Consider the following 20,924-nt stretch of genomic DNA (forward strand, 5'->3'; position numbering starts at 1 on the left):
CTTAATTTTCGATGTTATTTTAGCAGCGATGTTAAGTTTTGGTGAAATGTGTCGTAATTAATAGGGGAAATATGAAAAGATGAGGTGATATGCCTCATCTTTTAAACCTTATTAGGTCACTGGTGCAGGGTTAAATACAGCGAGTGAGTTATGAATACCCCAACGGTCCGACCACGTTTGTTTCTCACCGCTAGCCACGCGTAAAATCAGCTCAAAAAGTTCCCAGCCCACTTCTTCAATAGTTTTCTTCCCAATCGCAATATCGCCAGCACTGATATCAATCAGGTCATACCAGCGGTTTGCAATATTGTTTCGGCTTGCCATTTTAATGACAGGTACGGCTGCCAGCCCGTAGGGTGTGCCGCGACCTGTGGTAAAGACTTGAACGGTAATACCAGATGCCATTTGCTGCGTACCACAGATAAAGTCACTCGAAGGGGTGGCCGCAAAAATTAAACCCTTTTTAGTCGGTCTTTGACCCGGTGCGAGAACTTCTACAATCGGTGAGTGGCCCGATTTTGCAATTGATCCCATCGCTTTTTCTACAATGTTATTCAGTCCACCTTTTTTATTACCCGGTGTGGTATTGGCACTTCGGTCTACTTGGCCTGCTGCTAAGTAGTCATCGTACCATTTCATTTCCCGAATTAGATCTTTGGCAACTTGTTCATTTGCTGCACGTGGAGTAAGTAGGTGAATACCATCGCGGACTTCCGTAACTTCAGAGAACATGACTGTACCGCCACATTGCACAATCAGGTCAGCTGCAAAACCAACGGCAGGGTTAGAGGTAACTCCGGAAAATGCATCACTCCCACCACATTGCATGCCTACAACTAATTCAGAGGCTGGAACTTCTTCTCGAGTACGTTGATTAAGCTTTTCAAGATGTTGTTCTGCCACAGTTAAAATATGGTTCACCATACTTTCAAAACCGTTGTGGCGTTCATCTTGCAACTGAATAATATCTTCGTTTGCTAGGGGAATATATTTGTTTTCTTTAGGAATATTTAAAAGCCGTTCGGGTTGCATTTTTTCGCAGCCCAGACTCACCACCATAATTTCTCCACCAAAATTAGGGTTGAGTGCAAGGTTATGTATGGTACGAATAGGAACAATTGCAGCGGGTGCATCAATTGCTACACCGCAGCCATATAAGTGGTTTAATCCAACTACTCCATCTACATTTGGATATTTTGGAAGTAAATCACGTTCAATAATTTTAACGACATAATCGACAATACCCTCTACACAGTTAACACTGGTCGTAATACCTAAAATATTTTTTGTGCCGACGCTGCCATCCTTATTTTTATAACCTTTAAATGTATATCCGGTCAGTGGAGGAAGCTTAGGATCGGGGCGAGTTGCTAATTCAAGATCATCTAGCTCAGGTGCCTCTGGCATTTGGGTAACGGCTTCATTCACCCAAGAACCTGCGGTTAAATCTTTATTGGCATAGCCAATGATTTCGCCATAACGAACAATTGCTTCACCTTGCTTTAACGGCTCCAATAAAACCTTATGTCCTTGTGGTACTTCATCAACCAAGGTGAGTTGGTATTCTTCAATATATGTAGAGGATGGTAAGCCACCGTCATTGACCACAATGGCTACATTATCGAGAGGACTGATTCTTATTAGGAGAGGCTTCAGCATGATCGTTCCTTGTATACATTTGAAGAGAGGCCATAACGCTTAATGTGTTTAAGCGTTATGGTGTAAAGGTTTAAGAAGTAGGTTTTAATTCGAAGCGCTGAATTTTACCGACAATAACGGTATAGCAAATGACAGCTGCGATGGCATGTATACCGACATAAGTTAATGCAAGGTTGAAAGAGCCTGTACTTGCCAAGATATAGCCGATCACAATTGGGGTCACGATTCCTGCCGTATTACCAAATGCATTCATCATTCCACCTGATAAACCAACCATTTCTTTTGGTGCAACGTCAGACATCACAGCCCAACCTAAAGAGCCAATTCCTTTACCGAAGAATGATAAAGACATAAAGAATACGATTGCTGCTTGAGAATCTACGTAATTACATAAGATAATTGAGGTTGAGACCAAGAAGCCGATTACGATAGGGAGCTTTCTCGAAAAGCTTAAGCTGTAATTCATTCGAATTAACTTATCTGAAATTAAGCCACCTAAAATTCCGCCTATAAAGCCACAGAGTGCTGGTGCAACCGCTGCAAAACCCGCTTCTAAAATGCTGAGATGTCTTTCTTTGACAAGGTAAACAGGGAACCAAGTCAAGAAAAAATAGGTCAGTGTATTTACACAATATTGGCCAATAAAAATACCGAGCATCATACGTGAAGCAAGAAGTTGTTTAACTTTACTCCAAGTAATTTTCTCTTTTTTAGCGTTTTGGCTGTTTTCGCCCATATCGAGTAAAGCACCTTCTGAAGCAATGTATTTTACTTCTTCAGGATTTACTGTTGGATGATTGGCCGGGCTATAGATGACCTTGAGCCAGATAAAGGAAAGAGTGATTCCAAGACCACCCATGACCCAGAAAATAGACTGCCAGTGGACGGTTGCAACAAGCCAACCCATGAGGGGAGCAAAAAGTACGGTTGAGAAATAAGAGGATGAGTTAAAAATGGCAGCGGCAGTTCCACGTTCTTTGGTTGGAAACCATGCAGCAGCAATTTTACTGTTACCCGGAAAAGCAGGTGACTCAGACAAACCGACTAAAAATCTGAGTACAAAGAGTGAAGTAATGATGGTCGCAGTATCACCTAAAATGTCGGTAAAACCGATTAAAACAGTGAACAAAGACCATAAAAACAGGCTCCAGAAATATACACGGCGAGCACCAAACTTATCGAGTAGCCAGCCACCTGGAATTTGACCAATCACATAGGCCCATGCAAAGGCCGAGAAAATATATCCCATAGTGACTGAGTCAATTCCCAGTTCATGAGACATTGGCGTTGCTGCCATTGAGAGAGTTGCACGATCACCGTAATTAAAAGCCGTGACCAAAAAAATCATCGCAAGAATGTAATAGCGAGTTTTTGTATGCTTGGCTCTTTGCTGAGTCACTACAGCAATATTTGTTTGCAGATTATCCATATACAAACTCTTTTTAATAATCGACCTATTTGCATATCCGTGAAATAGGTGACGTCATGTCAAATTCATCGATAGAATAGATGAGAAAACGGAATGTTGTATCTACTCTATAGTCCTAATTCTAAAACCGCGCCTTTAGATGTATGACATCATATGATTAAAAATATTATTTTGGCAAGTAGGCTCGAAAAATAATTTTTGTGCGAGTTTATATTGACAAGTTGTCTGATGTCTTATAAGTTTTGGTGATGAAAAAATAGTATCAGTATGCCAAGGAGTATTTTAATGGCGACCTCTACACCTATTGTTAAATCCATTCGAGCAATCCCTGTTGCCGGACATGACAGTATGCTGCTCAATTTGAGTGGTGCGCATGGACCTTATTTCACTCGTAATATACTTATTATCGAAGATAACTCTGGAAATATTGGTGTAGGTGAAATTCCGGGCGGAGAAAAAATTTTAGCGACATTAAATGATGCTAAAGTCTTGGTAGAAGGACAACCGATTGGTGAATATAAAAACTTGCTCAAAAAAATTCAGCAAAATTTTGCCGATCGTGACAGTGGTGGCAGAGGCAATCAAACCTTTGATTTACGTACCACAATTCATGTTGTAACGGCTTATGAGTCAGCATTACTTGATTTGCTTGGTAAGCATTTAAATGTGAATGTCGCAAGTTTACTTGGTGAAGGGCAACAACGTAGTGAAGTTGAAGTATTAGGGTATTTATTCTTTATTGGTGACCGCAAACAGACTTCATTAGACTATGCGACTACACCTCAACATAACCATGATTGGTATAAAGTCCGTCATGAAAAAGCGTTAACACCTGAGGCTGTGCAGCGTTTAGCAGAAGCATCTTATGACCGTTATGGTTTTAAAGACTTTAAATTAAAAGGTGGTGTATTACAGGGCGAACAAGAAGCCGAAGCTGTTACAGCTATCGCGCGCCGTTTCCCGGATGCACGTGTGACGCTTGATCCAAATGGTGCGTGGTTTTTAGATGAAGCAATTGCTTTAGGTAAACATTTAAAAGGTGTGCTGGCCTATGCAGAAGACCCGTGTGGTGCAGAGCAAGGTTATTCAAGCCGTGAAATTATGGCTGAGTTTAAGCGAGCAACGGGGTTACCGACCGCCACGAATATGGTTGCGACCGACTGGCGGGAAATGTCGCATAGTATTCAATTGCAAGCTGTTGATATTCCATTAGCTGACCCGCATTTCTGGACATTGGAAGGTTCGGTGCGTGTTTCTCAGTTATGTAAAATGTATAACTTAACGTGGGGATCGCATTCAAATAATCACTTTGATATTTCCCTTGCCATGTTTACCCATGTTGCGGCGGCTGCCATGGGTAATGTGACTGCAATTGATACGCACTGGATTTGGCAAGAAGGTACAGATCAACTGACTAAAGCACCGCTTGAAATTAAAGACGGTAAAATTCAGGTACCAACAGCACCGGGACTTGGTGTCGAACTTGATTGGGACCAAATTAATCAAGCCCATGAACTTTATAAATTAAAAGGTTTAGGGGCACGTAATGATGCGGATGCGATGCAATTTCTAATTCCTAATTGGACTTTTAATAATAAAAAGCCATGTTTGGTTCGTTAATCTGACTCGATTCGTATTTAAATATTGAATTGATAGCTGTCCTTTGGGGCAGCTTTTTTATTGCTATAAAAAAATTAATTTTAAAAAGAAAAAAGATATTGAAAGAAATTAGATTGATGATGTAAGATGTCTGACAACATAAACACGTATGGAAACTTGCAAATGGATGCTCTTGAGTTAAAAAACATTATTTCTGATGGTTTACTGTCTTTCCCCGTAACAGATTTCGATCAAAACGGAGATTTTAATAAGTCTTCTTATGCAAAACGTCTTGAGTGGTTAGCTCCATACGGCGCAAGTGCTTTATTTGCTGCAGGTGGTACAGGTGAGTTTTTCTCATTAACTGGCAATGAATATTCTGAAGTAATTAAAACTGCGGTAGATACATGCAAAGGCAGTGTACCGATTATTGCTGGGGCAGGTGGTCCGACACGTCAGGCGATTGAACAGGCAAAAGAAGCAGAGCGCTTAGGTGCACACGGTATTTTGTTAATGCCGCATTACTTAACTGAATCAAGCCAAGAAGGTTTAATTGAACATGTTAAGCAAGTATGTAACTCAGTAGACTTTGGCGTAATTTTTTATAACCGTAGCGTTTCAAGATTAAATCTCGATTCGATCCAAAAGTTAACTGAGATGTGCCCGAACTTAATCGGTTTTAAAGACAGCTCTGGCCAAATCGATATGATGACGGCAGTGACTCAAACTATTGGAGACCGTTTGTCATATTTAGGTGGCTTGCCGACAGCAGAAGTTTTTGCAGCGCCATATAAAGCCTTAGGTTGCCCAGTTTATTCATCAGCTGTATTTAACTTTATTCCAAAGACTGCTATGGAGTTTTATAACGCGCTTCGCAGTGATGACTTTGAAACAACCAATCGTTTGATTAAAGATTTCTTCTTGCCACTGATTAAAATTCGCGACCGTAAATCAGGTTATGCGGTAAGCATGATTAAAGCAGGTGCCAAAATTGTTGGGCATGATGCCGGTCCTGTGCGTCCACCATTAAGTGATTTAACTCAAGCAGACTATGAAGATTTGGCTGCGCTCATTGCGACACTTGGTCCGCAATAATTCTAACTGTTTAGGTATTGGAGCTTTAAAATGAGTAAAAATAACGGTCGGCAGTTTATTAATGGTCAACGCGTTGCTGTAAATGCGCCAGCTCTAGAAAGTATAGCTGCAAAAGACTATCAGCCAACAGGTTATGTATTTAGTCAGGCAACACTTGAAGAAGTAGATCAGGCTGCTCAAGCTGCGCATAACGCTTTTTTAGTTTATAGCCAAACGACTCAAGAACAACGTGCATCTTTTCTTGAAGAAATTGCTCGCCAAATTGAAGCATTGGGTGCGAACTTGCAAGAGGTTGCTTCACTTGAAACAGGTTTGCCACTTGCTCGTCTTCAAGGGGAGACAGGGCGGGTTACTGGCCAGCTAAGACTATTTGCTGAACTTTTACGCCGCGGCGATTTTTATGGTGCCCGTATTGATGTGGCATTGCCAGAACGTAAGCCTTTGCCGCGTGTTGATTTGCGTCAATATAAAGTTGGGGTAGGACCAGTTGCCGTGTTTGGTGCAAGTAATTTTCCACTTGCATTTTCAACTGCAGGCGGTGATACCGTAGCTGCTTTAGCAGCAGGGTGTCCGGTTGTCTTTAAAGCACACTCTGGACATATGGCGACTGCTGAGCTTGTTGCAGAAGCCATTGAAAAAGCAATTGAAGTTTGCGGTATGCCTAAAGGCACATTCAATATGATTTTTGGCGGCCGTATTGGTGCAAACTTGGTCGAACATCCACTGATTCAGGCAGCCGGTTTTACAGGTTCACTTGAAGGAGGAATGGCGCTTTATAACCTTGCGCAGAGCCGTCCTCAGCCGATTCCATTTTTTGCTGAAATGTCGAGTGTGAACCCTGTGGTGGTTTTACCTGAAGCACTTCATTCACGTGGTGAACAGATTGCACAAGATACGGTTGCTTCTTTTAATATGGGATGTGGCCAGTTCTGTACAAAACCGGGTCTAATTTTAGGTATAAAAGGCCCCGAGTTTGATCGCTTTATTACAGCTTTAGCTGAAAATACGCAGAAAGCTGTGCCTCAGGTTATGTTGAATGAAGGTACTTTAAAAAGCTATCGAACTGGTATTGATGCATTAATAAATGAAGCTGGTTTTGAGATCATTGCATCGGGTCAGGAACCTGAGCTAGTTTCTCAAGCAAAAGCCCATCTGTTTAAAGCGGACCAATCTGTTTTATTGTCAGGTAACCCAAAACTACAACATGAAGTTTTCGGCCCGATGTCGATTGTGATTGCGGTCGAAGATGAAGCCACCCTGTTGAAGGGTATTGAAGCTTTAGGTGGACAGCTTACAGCAACCATTATTGGTGATGAAAATGAATTGTCTAAGGCAGGCGAGCTTCTTGATTTGTTAACCCGTAAAGCTGGCCGGATATTGTTTAACGGTTTCCCGACAGGGGTGGAGGTATCGGATGCTATGGTACATGGTGGTCCTTTCCCTGCAACCAGTGATGCCCGTGGCACTTCGGTAGGTACGGGAGCAATTGAGCGCTTCTTACGCCCGGTATGCTTCCAAAATACGCCACAAGTATTATTACCCGATGCACTAAAAGACAGTAATCCACTACAGATTACTCGTCTGGTCAATGGGCAGTTAAGTCAGGCCCAAATTTAAAAATGGTGCAGCTTAATCAAGAGTATTGAGCTGCATATTTTTTAACTTATTCAAAGAATTGTTAAATATTTAAATAAGCACAAATTGCTTACTTTTTAAATATGAGTGGTGGTTTAATAAGTGAGAGAAAATATTTTATTTTTAATAACTTAGGGGTCTAAAAACCGAATATGACTATCGGCTAAGTTTATAGTAAAATGAATTTTATAATTTTTTTCAACATTTCATGAGTTCTTCAGATTATGTCTAGCGCAATTAAACCTAGATCAACAAAAAAACTAAGCCAGATTATTGTAGAACAACTGATCGAAAAAATTCAGTCTGGAGAATTTAAAGTTGGAGAAAAGATCCCGACCGAACTTGAATTAATTGAAACTTTTGAAGTAAGCCGTTCTGTCATTCGCGAAGCAATTACTGAGTTGCGTTCATTAGGATTTGTCGAGACTCGTCACGGGATTGGTACTTTTGTCAAAGAGCAGACAGTTGAGCAAAATTTTCTGTTGTCTAATGCCAGTTTAGAAACCATTAATGACATTATTTCCTTGCTTGAGCTTAGGATTAGTCTTGAATCTGAAGCTGTCTTTTTAGCATCTGAGCGCCGTAAGCAAATCCATATTGATAAAATGAAAGCTGCGCTTGAAGACTTTGAACGACATATTTCTTCAGATGCAAATGATGGTACGGTAAAAGCTGACTATGATTTCCATATTGCCATTGCTGAAGCTTCTGAAAACCAATATTTCGTTGATTTTTTAAAGTATCTTGGCGAAAAAATTATTCCACGTGCACGTGTTAAATCTATTGAGCAAAGTCCTGAAAATCGCGAAGAATATTTAAAAGCGGTTCACCATGATCATGTCAATATTTATAACGCAATTGTGGATCAGGACGGTTTATTGGCCCGACAAATGATGCGAGCTCATTTGTCTAAGAGTATTAAAAAGTTTAAGCAGTAAAGCTTGAGCTAAGATCAAGATAAAAAAGAGAGAGCTTATTTAAGCTCTCTTTTAATTTTATAGGGTGTTATTTACAGCTAAAGTTTTCAGCTTTTTCGCTATCACCTTGACCATTGTAACGAGCAATCAGTGGGTAAGGACAAAGTGGACGGGTACGGTCTGGTGCCCAGTCTGGTGGAAGTTCAGTATTCACTTGACCACTCGGGTTACCTGCACCGCGTGCAGTTGCAATGATTTTGTCAGGTGCTTGCCCATATTCGACCCAATTAACTAAAGCAGTCAATGCGTCAAATTGGTCGGTCGCAATGCCATCACGGGTATGGTTCATACCCGGAACTCTAAAGAAACGCGCAAATTCAGGCGCTGTACCTTTCGCATCATTTTTATAGTGTTGTAGCAGTTGATCGTACCAATTTTGGGTGTCATCTACAGAGAAAACGCCATCTGCTGTGCCTTGTACCACAATCATTTTTCCACCGTGATTACGGAGTTTATCTAGATTGAGTTCATCGGGTGGCATCATGAATGACATGGAACTTTCGGTATAGACATCATTGGTTGCCGAGAGTTTTGGATAGTCGGTATCGAAGTTAAAATTAAAGGCAAATTGTCTAGAGTTTTGAGTCACAGTTGGGTCTGGTGGAACCTGAAAAAGAATGCCGACTGCAACGGGGTCACGCGCTGTTCCCACCGAAGATTCAAATTTCCAGCTTGCCCAGTTACTGCCGACTAAACCCGGGTCGAAAGGTTGGGTTGCATAAAGTGCTTGTCCAGCAGAGTTTACAGGTCCGCGGTAAATGTTGGCTAATACATCAATTTGTTCGGTGCTTAAACAAGTACTATCTCTTGTGCTTGAGCAAACGGGTACATGCTTATGAATATCAAAAGCCGTACGACAAGATTCGACATCTTGAACTAGTCCATCTGCGACACCGTCCAAGGCATCGCATCGATCTAAAATCGCTTTTGCTAAAACTTTACGCTCTGAAAGAGTAAGTGCGGTACTTAGGTCATTTTCATCTGTTGCGACACGACGGAGCTGCTGTGCTGTATAGAGTTGAGCCGCAGCTGCACGAGGTAAGTGAAAACCTGGTGTACTTGCCAAAATTCCATCATATTGGTCACCCAAACGAGTTGCTGCAATCATGGCATGACGCCCGCCGTTAGATGTACCGCCGGCATAGGAGCGGTCTGGCAATTTACCATATGCGGCTTTAATTAGGTTTTTTGCCATAGGCGTGAGTTTGGTAATCGCACCGTAGCCGTAGTTGATTCTGGCTTGAGGGTCTAAACCGAACATTGGATTTTGTGAAGCATTATGTCCTGCGTCGGAAGAAATGACCGCAAAACCATCATGTAGGGCATTGGTGAGTGGGCCGCCGCTGCCGACCTGACCTGTTGCAGGAACTAAATTACCATCGGTTCCGCCATTGCCTTGATAGAGGAAACGGCCGTTCCAGTCTATTGGTAAGCGCATTTCAAAACCAATTTGATAAGTTTGTCCATCGACAGGGCTTACCCGTTGATCCATATAACCTTTGACCAAACAATGTGCGCCAATCGGTTTGTTGGCGACAGTCAATGTACCTGCTTCTTGAAGGGTAGCTGAGCTAATAACGGTATTGTTGTACTGAAATCCGAGTAAGTCTGAACAGCTTCCTGTCATTTTTACGCCAACAGCAGGAGATAACTGCGGTGGTTTGGTTATTGACGGAACCGTTGTGTCATCATTATCACTTCCACAGCCTGCCAAAGAACCAAGTATGGCAAGCACCAAAGCGGAGCGGGTCAAAATTCGTTTATTGTTGGTGTAATTCATTTATTCATATCCTTATTGAATGAATGTTTGTAATTAATCTAAAACCAGAAAATTAGCTGTGCTTCGTGCAATCATTTTGTTGTTTTGCCAAGCTTCACTTTCGAGATTCAGTACGGTTTTGCCTTGTTTAATGAATCGGCATTTTGTAATAACTTCGCCCACAGCACAGGGTCTTAAAAAATCCATCGTTAAGTTGATGGTGGTGGCTGGTTTACGGTCATTAGCGAGATATGCAAAAAGTCCCATCACATCGTCAAGCATGGCGCAGATCATGCCGCCTTCAACGGTGCCGCGTGGATTGGTAAAGCTTTCTAGCGCCGTGTAGTGGATGGTGAGTTCAGTGTTTTGGTCATTCCAATGGATATTATGTCCACCCAAATGCTGATGGATGGGCGGTAAGTGTTCTAAAGTTTTTTGATCCATAATGAAGGCTCCATCCTTTTTGTAGGTGTTATAAAAATTATTATTTCAGGGTATAGGCATCATAAATAACTGCTTTACCCAAGCGCATTGCACTGCCTACCGCAACGGTCTGGTTAAGCCATGAGTATTTTGGTGAGCTGGTTTCAAACTGCATGGTAATTTTGAAATAGTAGTTTTTCGGGTCGACATCTTTGCCTTGGGCAAGCTGTTTTAGCGTCTCTGCCGAGCCATGGCGGTAACCTTTGGTTTGAAGGTAAATAAGCGCACCGTCATCGGTTTCCAACAAATATCGCGTATCAATAATGGCCAGTCCTTTATTGTCAACGATTTGCCAATCTGCACCATTATTTAAAATGCGGCCCTTAAGTGATTTGCCTTCAAATGTCCCACCGGTAATGGGAATAATTCGGCGTTTACCTGCATCACTGGTGGTGCCTAACTCCCAAACAGGCGCATTTAAATCAACACTAAATTTTGCTAAAGGCTCAAGCTGAATAGGTGGTGGGTTATATTGAGTTTCGGCATGAGTTAGGCCAATGAGACAAATTCCGCAGAGTAGCGTTACAACTTTCTTCATGATGAATTTCCCGAAATAAAAAGAGGTTCTATGTGTGACAGAACCTCTGGTTTTGAATTATTTAAATTTCCATGTGTAGTCGATGTTGAGACGGGTTTCGTTTACAGGTTTGATATTGGCTGTAGAGAGCATGTTGTTGTCATAAATGGCGTAGCGTGCGCGTAACCCTAGATTTTTTAACCAACCACTTTGAACGGTGTAGCCTAAATCAAAGTCTGTTTCGCGTTCTTTTAGATTGGTTCCACCTAAGTTGGGTGCATAAATATTGTGACCTGTGGTGTAACGAGTCATAAAACGTAAACCCGGTACATAATCTTTAAAGTCATATTCATAACGGAAGCTATAGGCTTTTTCTTTTGGGTTTAAAAACTCACCTGGCCATGTATCAATGAGTAGACCCGTTTCACCTCCCGTTAAATACGGGAACGCGGTGTCGCCGTGATGTTGGAAGGTTCCAAAAATAAATTTATGGTTTTGATGTTTAAGTTCGAAATGCGCATGATAAAGATCATTATCGACTAAACCTGCTTTTGCTTGTCCATCATCTCGGCTGCGGTAGTAGCGTAATTGTGAACTAAAGTTGGTGGTGTCATTAATTTTATGTTGGTGTAAAGCACCGACCATGGTTTGGTTATAAAGATCGTCAACATCCATATAAAAAGCGGTGAGCTTGAGTGCAGGATTAAACTGATAGTTTCCACCTAAATAATAAAGTCCATCAGTTTCGGCACTTTTAAATCGTCCATTTACGCCTGAAATTTTAATTTTTTCATAGTTGGTCGAATCCCGATGATTCACTTTATCGAGGTAGGCTGCCTGTAAATCAAAATCTTTAATATCTTTACTGGTCAGTGAAATTCCTCGATAAGTTTGAGGAAGCAAACGAGCAGGTGAAGCCACTAAAACAGGATTCATTGGCATTAGGGTACCGATGCGTAGCTCGGTCTGGCTCATTTTCGCTTTTGCTGTGACCCCAATTTCGCCATAAGAGTCGGTAGGCTCATTGGTGCGCGTGTCTCTAGGTAAGTTTCCTGTACCTCCGTGCTCGGCATCGGCATCGAGTTTAAAGCCTGCCGTTGCAAGCACATCCAGCCCGAAACCGACAGTCCCTTCGGTATAACCTGAATTGGCTTTAAGAATAAAACCTTGTGTCCAGTCCTTGGCAGCAGGGTAAGCAGATTGCTCTTGGTAGTCGCGGTCAAAATAGAAATTTCGCGTGGTGAGTTCTACTGAACTATTATCAATAAAACTGCCAGCCCACACTGAACCTGAGAGCATAAGGGTAGAGTACATCCATAATTTCGACATAGCATTTCTTCCTGAAATAACATTTTTTGTTTTCAACAAGGCATAGTTGTTGTGTCTGCCTTGTTTGGTTTTTAAATCGAATTATTTTCCGAGCAGTTCTCGGGCGACGATTTCTTTCATAATTTCATTGGTTCCCCCATAAATTTTTTGTACCCGCGCATCCACAAAAAAGCGTGAAATCGGGTATTCCTGCATGTAACCGTAGCCACCAAAAAGCTGAAGTAATTGGTCAATCACTTCACATTGGGCATCGGTAATAAAGCATTTCAGTGCGGCAACTTGAGTCACGCTTAACTGGTGTTGTTGATAAAGCGCCGCACATTGGTCTACAAAAGCTTGGGTGGCTTTGGCTTTGATTTGCGCGTTTGCGAGAACAAATCGTGTGTTTTGCATTTGGCTTAAAGGTTGCCCGAAAGCTTTACGCTCCAGCACGTAGTCTTTGGTGAGTTCTATGGCACCTAAAATTGACCCCAAAGCCATCATAGAAATACTCAAACGTTCGCGAGGTAACTCTTGCATTAAATAAGCAAAGCCTTGTCCTTCTTCCCCCAGACGCTGAGTTGCAGGCACATAAACATCATCAAAAAACAGTTCGGCTGTATCTTGGGCATGCAGCCCGATTTTTTGTAAAGAGCGACCTTTTTTAACGCCGTCTAAAGCAGCATCAACTAATAATATTGAAATGCCTTTTGCTTTAGCTTGAGGGTCAGTTTTTGCCACCAAAACAATCAGGTCGGCATGCAAGCCATTTGATATAAATGTTTTTGAACCATTAATACGGTAATGATCATTTTCTAAAATGGCTTGAGTGCGTATGGCTTGTAAGTCTGAACCCGCGTTGGCCTCTGTCATGGCAATGGCAGTGACGACTTCACCTGTCACCATTTTCGGTAACCAATAGCGTTTTTGCTCTTCGGACCCGATATTTTGCAGGTAAGGAGAAACCAATTCATTTTGCCCACCAATGGCAACAGCTAAAGACGCAAAGCCCGCTTGAGCAGTTTCTTGAACCAGCATGAGGGAGTAATGAACAGGAGCGCCATAGCCGCCATATTCCTCAGGCACATCAACACACAAAAAACCATTTTCCCCAAGACGAAGCCATAGATCACGTGGGATAAGACCATCGTGTTCCCATTGTTCGTAGTAGGGAGCAACCTGTTCTTTTAAGAACCTGCGATAGCTGTCCCGAAATAGTTCAAATTCTGTATCGTGTGGCATGTTGAACCTTTTTTGGCAAAAGTGAGGCTAAGGCCCAAACCGAAGTTTGAGCTTCCTTTTTTATTTCAATTGCTTATTGTTTTAAGGTGGGCACCCGAATAATCAGCGGGTTATCAGTCTGCTTTTGATAAAGCTCATCAATTAAAGCGGCACGACGTTTCGTAATACTGCTTTGATTGAGGTTGCCTTTATCGGTCACTTCGCCGGCATCGAGTTGAGGTGGCTCGGTCATTAAATAAAGCATTGAGACTGTATTTGAACTGCCAGTCGCATCTTTATTAAAGGTCGTTAAAAATTGGCGGAACCATTGCTGGACTTTAGGATGCTGTAATATCTCTGTTGCAGAATGTTCACCAAGCTTAAGACCTGCATATTGAGCACAAGCATCTAGTTTTGGAAAAATCAAAAAGCCAACCGCATTTAGGTTTGAACCTGTAATGCAGACATCTTGAATCAGTAAATTACCTTGAATGAGCACTTTGTTGCGTAGTGTGCCGACATTCACAAAAGTGCCTGTATTGAGTTTAAAGTCTTCGGCAATTCGTCCGTCGTACATTAGGCCTATGGTTGGATCATTGATGTCGACCAAACGAACGGCATCGCCTGTATGGAAAAAGCCTTCATTATCAAAAATAGTACTTTGCTGGTCCGCCTTTAAGCGCCAATAGCCTTTCATGACATGTTTGCCACGAACACAGAACTCAAGTTTGTCACCACATGGCACTAGCTTAATTTCACATCCCGGAGCAGGGTAACCAATAAAGCCAGCCATCACGCGTGGGCCAGTTGTAAAAGCACAAGAGGGAGCAGTTTCAGTCATGCCCAATCCGCTCATAATACGGATTTTTTCTCCGCAATGTTGCTGAGCAATTTTATCGAGTCTGTTCCAGCCCGCTTCTGAAAGCGCGGCGCCTGCAAAGAATAGAATTTTAACTTTGGCAAAAAAGCGGTCTCTTAATTCTTCATCTTTTTCTAACGCTTCGGTGAGTTCTTCCCAACCTTTTGGCACATTTAAATAAACTGTTGGAGAAATTTCTTTGAGATTACGAATAGTTTCGTCAAATTTTCCTGCAACGGGTTTGCCATCATCAATGTAAATCGTACCGCCGTTATAGAGTGCGATGCCGACATTGTGACTGCCGCCAAATGTGTGGTGCCAAGACAGCCAGTCGAGTAGGACAGGCGGTGTTTCTTCAAACTCAGGGAAAGTCTGCAATAACATTTGCTGATTAACACACAACATTAAATGTGTGGTCGGTACAGCCTTAGGTAATTTAGTTGAACCTGATGTAAACAGAAATTTGGCAATCTGGTTTTCATCAAGGGTTTGATAAAACTCTTGAACATTTGAAACTGGTGTATCTAACAGCGATTGAAAAGACGTGCAGATCTGATCGCCCACTATCCCTTTATTGGTTACCACTTCAATATCGGATGTAATGCATGCCTGAATGGCTTTGGCAAAAGCTTGTCCATCGCTGGCATAAACCATACCAGGTGTGAGCACTTCAAACACATGTTTGAGTTTGCCGAAGTCTTGAGAAATCAGAGAGTAGGCAGGGGAAATAGCAGAGAAAGGCACACCCGCCAGCATGGCACCCATAGAGAGTGTTAAATGTTCGAGATCATTACCACTTAAAATAACCAGTGGTCGTTCTTGGCTTAAATTACGGTCATGCAAAGCCTGAGCAATGTGCCATGCGCGTTGTAGAACTTCTGCATAACTCAGTTTGACCCATTCGCCTTGAGCATTGCGTTTTGCTGCAAAAATATGGTCGGGTTTGGTTTGTGCAAAATGAATTAACCGATCTGTCAGTTTTTGTGGATACGGTTTTAATTGCTCTTTTGGGCTGATATAGAGCGTTTGATCTTTATAGTGATAATGAATATCGTGTTGCCCTAATTTTACGAACCGTTCGCGGTCTTGTGATTGAGTGGCATTCATTTGCATTTCTTTCACTCCATGGAAAGCGCATCACTGCGCTTTATTTTTTGCATCATGCAATTTTTATTTAATATGTCGGTATTCGCATTAGCCTGACTAAATCGGGTAATGACGTGATTGGGTTTGAATGGTAATCCAGCGTAGTTCGGTAAATTCGACAACAGAGACTTTACTACCAAAACGTCCGTAACCACTCGATTTTGTTCCGCCAAATGGCATTTGCGCTTCGTCATGTACGGTTGCGCCGTTAATATGACAAATACCCGAATCAATCTGTTTAGCGACTTCTAATGCCTGTGAAATATTCTGGCTAAATACTGCCGAAGACAGACCAAACTCGCTGTCATTTGCCAGTGCTATGCCTTCTTCAATACTTGAAAAACGTTGAACTGTGCATACAGGTCCAAATGATTCTTCGCGGTAAAGCAGCATGTCTGGTTTAATATTGAGTACCAGCGTCGGTTGCATGGTGGTGTCTTCAATATGAATGCCTAAAGGTAAGTCAGCACCTTTGTTTTGGGCATCTTCTAGCAAATGTTGAATACGGTTTGCAGCGCGGCGACTTTCTAAAACACCCAATACATTGTCTTTTGAGGTTGGATTACCTGCCTGAATAGAACGGGTTTTCTCAATCAACTTTTCAATAAACTGGTCGGCAATTTTATCTTGAACCAAAACACGTTCGGTCGACATACAAATTTGACCCTGATTAAAGAATGCTCCAAAAGCGACTGCATTTACGGCTTCATTAATGTCAGCTTCATTTAAAACCACAACAGGGGCTTTACCACCGAGTTCGAGTAAAACAGGTTTTAAATATTTAGCAGCAGTCTCGGCAATAATTTTTCCAACTTTAGTTGAACCGGTAAAATTAATGCGTTTCACAGCTGGATGAGACACTAAGCGCTCTACGATTTGTGGTGCATCTTCGGCGGCATGCGTAATCACATTCACGACACCTTCACCCAGACCTGCTTCATGTAACACTTCACCAATGAGACGATGTGTTGCTGGACAAGCTTCCGATGCTTTTAATACCACCGTGTTTCCACAAGCCAAAGGCATGGCAAGCGCACGTGTTGCCAAAATGACAGGGGCGTTCCAAGGTGCAATTCCTACAATCACACCACAAGGAACTCGCACACCCATCGCAAGATTGCCTGGCACATCTGACGGAATCAGGCTTCCGTCAATTTGTGTGGTCATTGCTGCTGCTTCACGTAACATGTTGGCAGCAAGGTGAACGTTAAACCCATACCATGTTGCAGTTGAACCTGTTTCTTGCATTCCAGTTTGAATGAATTGCTCGGTTTTTTGGTCCATTAAATCGGCTGCTTTTAATAAGCGTAAACGACGCTCGGTAGGCGAGAGTTTCGACCATACTTTAAAAGCTTGCTGTGCCGAATCGATTGCACGATCAACATCTTCCAATGTTGCAGCAGCAGCTTTAGTTGCTACCGTTCCATCAATTGGACTAATACGCTCAAAAGTTGCCTGATTTGATGCATCAACAGATTGACCGTGAATAAGTAACTGTACATTTTGCATGGGTTGCGTCCTTACATTGCCATTAAAGAATCAAAAGTTAACCAGTACGTTTATAGCTCTGTAAACCCGGTTTAATTGATTTTTCATCTAAAAATTGTTTCAAACCTTCTTGGCGACCATTCTCGGTATCTCGGTGGATACATTGATCGAGTTTGGCATATAAGTAATCTTCGTTTTGGTCCCAAGTGAGTTCACGACAACGCTTAAATCCATTTTTAGCGGTACGAAGAACTACTGGGTTTTTCTCAAGTAAGCAATTTGCAAGTTCAGTCACTTCTGCTTTTAATTGGGCAAGCGGTACGCTTTTATTTACCAAGCCCATGGTTTCAGCTTCTTTACCGCTAAAAGTTTTACCCGTCATGATGTAATACAAAGATGCACGATGACCTACCGTATCTGCCATGGCTTTGCTTACAAGGTTGCCCGGTGGGATACCCCAGTTAATTTCAGATAAACCGAAAGTTGCTTCATCTGCTGCAATTGCTAGGTCACATGCCACTAAAGGTGAGAAACCGCCTCCAAAGCACCAGCCATTGACCATAGCAATGGTTGGTTTTGAATACATACGAAGAAGTTGCCACTGCCAACGACATGAGTCACGACGAATACGCTCTTGGAAAATCTCTGGTTGAGTATCGACTTCACGGAAATATTCCTTCAAATCCATACCCGCTGTCCAAGAGTCACCTGCACCGGTCAGAACCAAAACTTTAGCATTTTGATCAAGCTCAAGGGTTTCAAGCACATCAATCATTTCACGATTGAGGGTTGGGCTCATGGCATTTTTCTTTTCAGGGCGGTTTAAAGTGACCCATGCAATTCCATCTTCAACTTTAACATCTACTGTTTCCCAGCGGTTTTCATAACTCATCTTCATACTCCTTGAATGATTTCTTGCTGTTCTGGGATTTAATCTAATATCAGTTAAACTTACATTCAAGTCTTTTTTGGAAAATTTCATAAATATTTTATAATTTGTTGTATTTTAAAAATTAATTATTTTAAAAATTAATTTTAAATAAAAATATGTTGATTTTTTAATAAGTTTAACTGATATTTTTGGTGTGTTTAAAAATAATACACAAAGGGCTAAATGGAACGACTAGTCAATAAAGGACAACACAATGGAAAAAATATCAGGACAGCCTTCAAGGGCAAAAATAACGTTGCTACTGTGCTTTGCCATAGCAATTTTTGAAGGCTTTGATCTTCAATCAATGGGGGTAGCCGCTCCACGAATGCGGGCTGAGTTTATGTTAGATAATGCCCAGATGGCGTGGGCATTTAGTGCTGCAATTTTGGGAACACTCCCAGGCGCAATATTAGGTGGTCGGTTTGCCGATATTGTCGGGCGTAAGAAAATTCTGATTTTTAGTATCTTACTTTTTGGAATTATGTCTTTGCTAACCGCCTATGCGGCCAATTTTAGTCTGTTACTGCTTATTCGTTTTTGTACGGGTTTGGGAATGGGTGGGGCGCTACCCATGATGATTACGCTTGCCTCTGAAGCTGTACCAGACCAGCACAAAGGTACTGCGGTTAGTGTGATGTATAGTGGCATTCCTTTTGGTGGCTTACTCACTTCTGTCGTTGCTATGTCGTTGGCAGGCGATGCAGAGTGGCGTCATATTTTCTATATCGGGGGGATTGCGCCTATTTTACTAATCCCACTGATTATGCGCTTTTTACCTGAGTCAAATGACTACCTGCAACGCAAAGTTCAAGCACAGCAAACCACGCCATTCTTTGAGGTTTTATTTGCGAAAGAACGCCGTATGTCGACCATTCAGCTTTGGATAAGCTTTTTCTGCACGCTGGTGGTGTTGTATTTCTTGTTGAACTGGTTGCCGTTACTCATGGGTGCGCAGGGATTATCAAAACTACAGGCGAACTATGTACAGATGGGCTATAACGTTGGCGGAATTTTAGGTTCGGTTCTGATGGGCGTATTGCTTGATAAATTACGCATGAGCTTTGTGATTAAGCTAATTTATCTCGGCATTTTATTCTCACTATGCTGTTTAGCAATTTCTCCAACCGTTGCTTTACTTGCACTTTCGGCAGTGGGTTGTGGCTTATTCATTGTGGGTGGGCAATCGGCGTTGTATGGTTTGGCTGCCATGTATTATCCAACCGAAATGCGTGGAACCGGAGTTGGCGCTGCGGTTGCAATCGGGCGTATTGGTTCGTTTGCTGGACCTTTAATGGCTGGTTTTTTACTCTCGCTTGGGCAAAGCTCGACCATCGTAATTGGTTCAAGTATTCCAGTGATCTTAATTGCAGCGATCTCTGCATTACTTCTTGTCAAAAAACCTAAACAGCCTGTACATTTAGTACAAAGCTCAGGTGCTCGCTAAGTTTTAACGAAAGTATGGGGTTAGAACCTCATACTTTCACTACAGATTTTCTTATGATGATTGAAAGGTTATGGTACGTTCGAATTTAGTTCAAAAAAAAGTAGAAGATGAGCCTAAGTTAAGTTACATGATTGCTCGTGTTGACCGAATTATTAGTAAACATTTAACAGAACATTTAAAAGAGCTTGAAATTACCTTACCGCAATTTACCGCACTTTCTGTTTTAGCTTCAAAAAGTAATTTATCCAATGCCAAGCTTGCTGAGCGTTCTTTCATAAAGCCGCAATCTGCCAATAAAATCTTGCAAGATTTACTGGTGAATGGCTGGATTGAGAAAAAACCGGACCCGACACATGGCCGCCGTATTTTAATTACCCTGACCGAAAGCGGGATTGAAAAGTTAAACAAATGCAATGAAGTGGTTTTAAAAGTCGAAGAAAAAATGCTTGAAGGCATTGATATTAACTTGGCTTATTTAATTCGTAATAATCTCGATATTATGGTCAATAATCTTAAAAACCTTTGATGAAAGGTAGATTGCAATTTAATTTATTAAACGCAGTACAAATGCTTAAGCACTGATTCACACAGAAAATTGATTTCATTTTGCAAATGAACTTGCTAGCATCGAAGTGACGTTTTTGATGATGTGTGGCAACGAATGTCTTCAGGACAACAAGTTTTACTAAAACTAAGAAAAATGATTATTTCAGGGGAACTTGAAGGCGGTGCCAGAATTGCCGAGATTCCTACTGCCGAGTTACTTGGCGTTTCACGTCAGCCTGTTCGTATAGCCTTTCGGTTGCTCGAACAAGAAGGTCTCCTCATTAAAAACCCAACTCGTGGTTATACGGTTCGTGAAATTTCCGGAAAACTGGTGCATGACGCACTTGAAGTGCGCGGTGTGCTTGAAGGGTTGGCTGCGAAAACTTTGGCAGAGCAAGGCTTAAGCGAAGAGCAGAAAAAGACGTTGCAACATTGTATTCAGGAAACTGAAAAACTCTTTAATGAAAAAGACGAGTTTGGCGATGCTGAACTGGAACGTTATCACCATTTTAATGTCATTTTTCATGACACCATTATTGAGGGTGCGCAAAACGTTGCGCTCATCCAAGCGTTGGCTAAAAACAACCAATTGCCAATGGCTTCTGCCCAAGCCATTACCTATGACCAGAACCAAGCTTTATCGGAATATCGCCGTTTGCACTATGCACATTTGCAGCATTGTTCGATTTTCGATGCATTGGTAAATCGTCAGGCAGGGCGTGCTGAAACATTAATGCGCGAACACAGTAGTGTGGTGATTTTAGGTGAAACCCTAAGAAATGTTCTCAGCGCTTAAAGTGAAAAGTTCCTTTATTTTTGAATAAA

17 protein-coding genes are annotated in these 20,924 nt (G+C 41.8%); 7 read left to right on the forward strand and 10 right to left on the reverse strand.

Translation table 11 applies throughout. The features are described from left to right. Positions 1-111 precede the first annotated feature (111 nt). Both garD and RFX69_RS07920 read right to left on the reverse strand, forming a co-directional pair. Positions 112-1,659 (reverse strand): galactarate dehydratase, encoded by a 1,548-nt coding sequence (gene garD, locus RFX69_RS07915; RefSeq protein WP_289333116.1) that lies wholly within the window; start codon positions 1,657-1,659, stop codon positions 112-114. 70 nt (positions 1,660-1,729) lie between these two features. Next, entirely contained in the window at positions 1,730-3,088 is a 1,359-nt protein-coding gene (locus RFX69_RS07920) for an MFS transporter (RefSeq protein WP_289332841.1), read from the reverse strand. A 285-nt stretch (positions 3,089-3,373) separates the two neighbouring features. Between RFX69_RS07920 and gudD the strand changes: the two genes are divergently transcribed. The 4 genes from gudD (at position 3,374) to RFX69_RS07940 (ending at position 8,355) form a co-directional block, all read left to right on the forward strand. Then, complete coding sequence (gene gudD, locus RFX69_RS07925) at positions 3,374-4,708, forward strand: glucarate dehydratase (protein ID WP_289332840.1); 1,335 nt, start codon at positions 3,374-3,376, stop codon at positions 4,706-4,708. Between the two features lie 162 nt (positions 4,709-4,870). Beyond that, the gene (kdgD, locus tag RFX69_RS07930; RefSeq protein WP_289332843.1) at positions 4,871-5,782 is read left to right on the forward strand and encodes a 5-dehydro-4-deoxyglucarate dehydratase; all 912 of its coding nucleotides are present in this window, start codon (positions 4,871-4,873) and stop codon (positions 5,780-5,782) included. A gap of 30 nt (positions 5,783-5,812) precedes the next feature. Further along, on the forward strand, positions 5,813-7,399 hold the full coding sequence (locus tag RFX69_RS07935; protein WP_031993530.1) for an aldehyde dehydrogenase (NADP(+)): 1,587 nt from the start codon (positions 5,813-5,815) through the stop codon (positions 7,397-7,399). A 242-nt stretch (positions 7,400-7,641) separates the two neighbouring features. Continuing rightward, positions 7,642-8,355, forward strand: coding sequence for a FadR/GntR family transcriptional regulator (locus RFX69_RS07940; protein ID WP_000092890.1), 714 nt, complete (start codon positions 7,642-7,644; stop codon positions 8,353-8,355). Between the two features lie 67 nt (positions 8,356-8,422). Here RFX69_RS07940 and RFX69_RS07945 read toward each other — a convergent pair whose 3' ends face one another. From RFX69_RS07945 to RFX69_RS07980, 8 genes are all read right to left on the reverse strand, one after another. Further along, a complete protein-coding gene (locus RFX69_RS07945; protein ID WP_271651540.1) occupies positions 8,423-10,174 on the reverse strand; it encodes a tannase/feruloyl esterase family alpha/beta hydrolase in 1,752 nt (583 codons plus the stop codon). 33 nt (positions 10,175-10,207) lie between these two features. Further along, positions 10,208-10,597: a PaaI family thioesterase gene (locus RFX69_RS07950; protein ID WP_000372418.1), complete on the reverse strand. Its 390-nt coding sequence runs from the start codon at positions 10,595-10,597 to the stop codon at positions 10,208-10,210. A 40-nt stretch (positions 10,598-10,637) separates the two neighbouring features. Continuing rightward, complete coding sequence (locus RFX69_RS07955) at positions 10,638-11,174, reverse strand: DUF3237 domain-containing protein (RefSeq protein WP_000758288.1); 537 nt, start codon at positions 11,172-11,174, stop codon at positions 10,638-10,640. Positions 11,175-11,231: 57 nt separating this feature from the next. After that, the gene (locus RFX69_RS07960) at positions 11,232-12,482 is read right to left on the reverse strand and encodes an OprD family porin (RefSeq protein ID WP_272260960.1); all 1,251 of its coding nucleotides are present in this window, start codon (positions 12,480-12,482) and stop codon (positions 11,232-11,234) included. A gap of 81 nt (positions 12,483-12,563) precedes the next feature. Next, a complete protein-coding gene (locus tag RFX69_RS07965) occupies positions 12,564-13,703 on the reverse strand; it encodes an acyl-CoA dehydrogenase family protein (protein ID WP_289332839.1) in 1,140 nt (379 codons plus the stop codon). A 73-nt stretch (positions 13,704-13,776) separates the two neighbouring features. Next, positions 13,777-15,663, reverse strand: a complete 1,887-nt coding sequence (locus tag RFX69_RS07970; RefSeq protein ID WP_289332838.1) for a feruloyl-CoA synthase — start codon at positions 15,661-15,663, stop codon at positions 13,777-13,779. 81 nt (positions 15,664-15,744) lie between these two features. Beyond that, a complete protein-coding gene (locus RFX69_RS07975; protein WP_289332837.1) occupies positions 15,745-17,196 on the reverse strand; it encodes an aldehyde dehydrogenase in 1,452 nt (483 codons plus the stop codon). A 37-nt stretch (positions 17,197-17,233) separates the two neighbouring features. Further along, the gene (locus RFX69_RS07980) at positions 17,234-18,073 is read right to left on the reverse strand and encodes a p-hydroxycinnamoyl CoA hydratase/lyase (protein WP_002040868.1); all 840 of its coding nucleotides are present in this window, start codon (positions 18,071-18,073) and stop codon (positions 17,234-17,236) included. Between the two features lie 247 nt (positions 18,074-18,320). Between RFX69_RS07980 and mhpT the strand changes: the two genes are divergently transcribed. The 3 genes from mhpT to RFX69_RS07995 all read left to right on the forward strand — a co-directional run bounded on the left by mhpT (position 18,321) and on the right by RFX69_RS07995 (position 20,895). Then, positions 18,321-19,553 (forward strand): 3-(3-hydroxy-phenyl)propionate transporter MhpT, encoded by a 1,233-nt coding sequence (gene mhpT, locus RFX69_RS07985; RefSeq protein ID WP_000411717.1) that lies wholly within the window; start codon positions 18,321-18,323, stop codon positions 19,551-19,553. 70 nt (positions 19,554-19,623) lie between these two features. Continuing rightward, complete coding sequence (locus tag RFX69_RS07990; RefSeq protein ID WP_000252464.1) at positions 19,624-20,079, forward strand: MarR family winged helix-turn-helix transcriptional regulator; 456 nt, start codon at positions 19,624-19,626, stop codon at positions 20,077-20,079. Positions 20,080-20,202: 123 nt separating this feature from the next. Continuing rightward, positions 20,203-20,895 (forward strand): GntR family transcriptional regulator, encoded by a 693-nt coding sequence (locus RFX69_RS07995; RefSeq protein WP_080631563.1) that lies wholly within the window; start codon positions 20,203-20,205, stop codon positions 20,893-20,895. The last annotated feature ends 29 nt before the right edge of the window (positions 20,896-20,924 follow it).

Origin of the sequence: Acinetobacter sp. 148 (genome assembly GCF_031196675.1) — a bacterium.
Classification (GTDB): domain Bacteria; phylum Pseudomonadota; class Gammaproteobacteria; order Pseudomonadales; family Moraxellaceae; genus Acinetobacter; species Acinetobacter baumannii.

Excerpts from the sequence above, each read along its gene's own strand:
- garD (WP_289333116.1), bottom strand. The coding sequence starts at position 1,659 with ATGCTGAAGCCTCTCCTAATAAGAATCAGTCCTCTCGATAATGTAGCC.
- RFX69_RS07920 (WP_289332841.1), bottom strand. The coding sequence starts at position 3,088 with ATGGATAATCTGCAAACAAATATTGCTGTAGTGACTCAGCAAAGAGCC.
- gudD (WP_289332840.1), top strand. The coding sequence starts at position 3,374 with ATGGCGACCTCTACACCTATTGTTAAATCCATTCGAGCAATCCCTGTT.
- kdgD (WP_289332843.1), top strand. The coding sequence starts at position 4,871 with ATGGATGCTCTTGAGTTAAAAAACATTATTTCTGATGGTTTACTGTCT.
- RFX69_RS07935 (WP_031993530.1), top strand. The coding sequence starts at position 5,813 with ATGAGTAAAAATAACGGTCGGCAGTTTATTAATGGTCAACGCGTTGCT.
- RFX69_RS07940 (WP_000092890.1), top strand. The coding sequence starts at position 7,642 with ATGTCTAGCGCAATTAAACCTAGATCAACAAAAAAACTAAGCCAGATT.
- RFX69_RS07945 (WP_271651540.1), bottom strand. The coding sequence starts at position 10,174 with ATGAATTACACCAACAATAAACGAATTTTGACCCGCTCCGCTTTGGTG.
- RFX69_RS07950 (WP_000372418.1), bottom strand. The coding sequence starts at position 10,597 with ATGGATCAAAAAACTTTAGAACACTTACCGCCCATCCATCAGCATTTG.
- RFX69_RS07955 (WP_000758288.1), bottom strand. The coding sequence starts at position 11,174 with ATGAAGAAAGTTGTAACGCTACTCTGCGGAATTTGTCTCATTGGCCTA.
- RFX69_RS07960 (WP_272260960.1), bottom strand. The coding sequence starts at position 12,482 with ATGTCGAAATTATGGATGTACTCTACCCTTATGCTCTCAGGTTCAGTG.
- RFX69_RS07965 (WP_289332839.1), bottom strand. The coding sequence starts at position 13,703 with ATGCCACACGATACAGAATTTGAACTATTTCGGGACAGCTATCGCAGG.
- RFX69_RS07975 (WP_289332837.1), bottom strand. The coding sequence starts at position 17,196 with ATGCAAAATGTACAGTTACTTATTCACGGTCAATCTGTTGATGCATCA.
- RFX69_RS07980 (WP_002040868.1), bottom strand. The coding sequence starts at position 18,073 with ATGAAGATGAGTTATGAAAACCGCTGGGAAACAGTAGATGTTAAAGTT.
- mhpT (WP_000411717.1), top strand. The coding sequence starts at position 18,321 with ATGGAAAAAATATCAGGACAGCCTTCAAGGGCAAAAATAACGTTGCTA.
- RFX69_RS07990 (WP_000252464.1), top strand. The coding sequence starts at position 19,624 with ATGGTACGTTCGAATTTAGTTCAAAAAAAAGTAGAAGATGAGCCTAAG.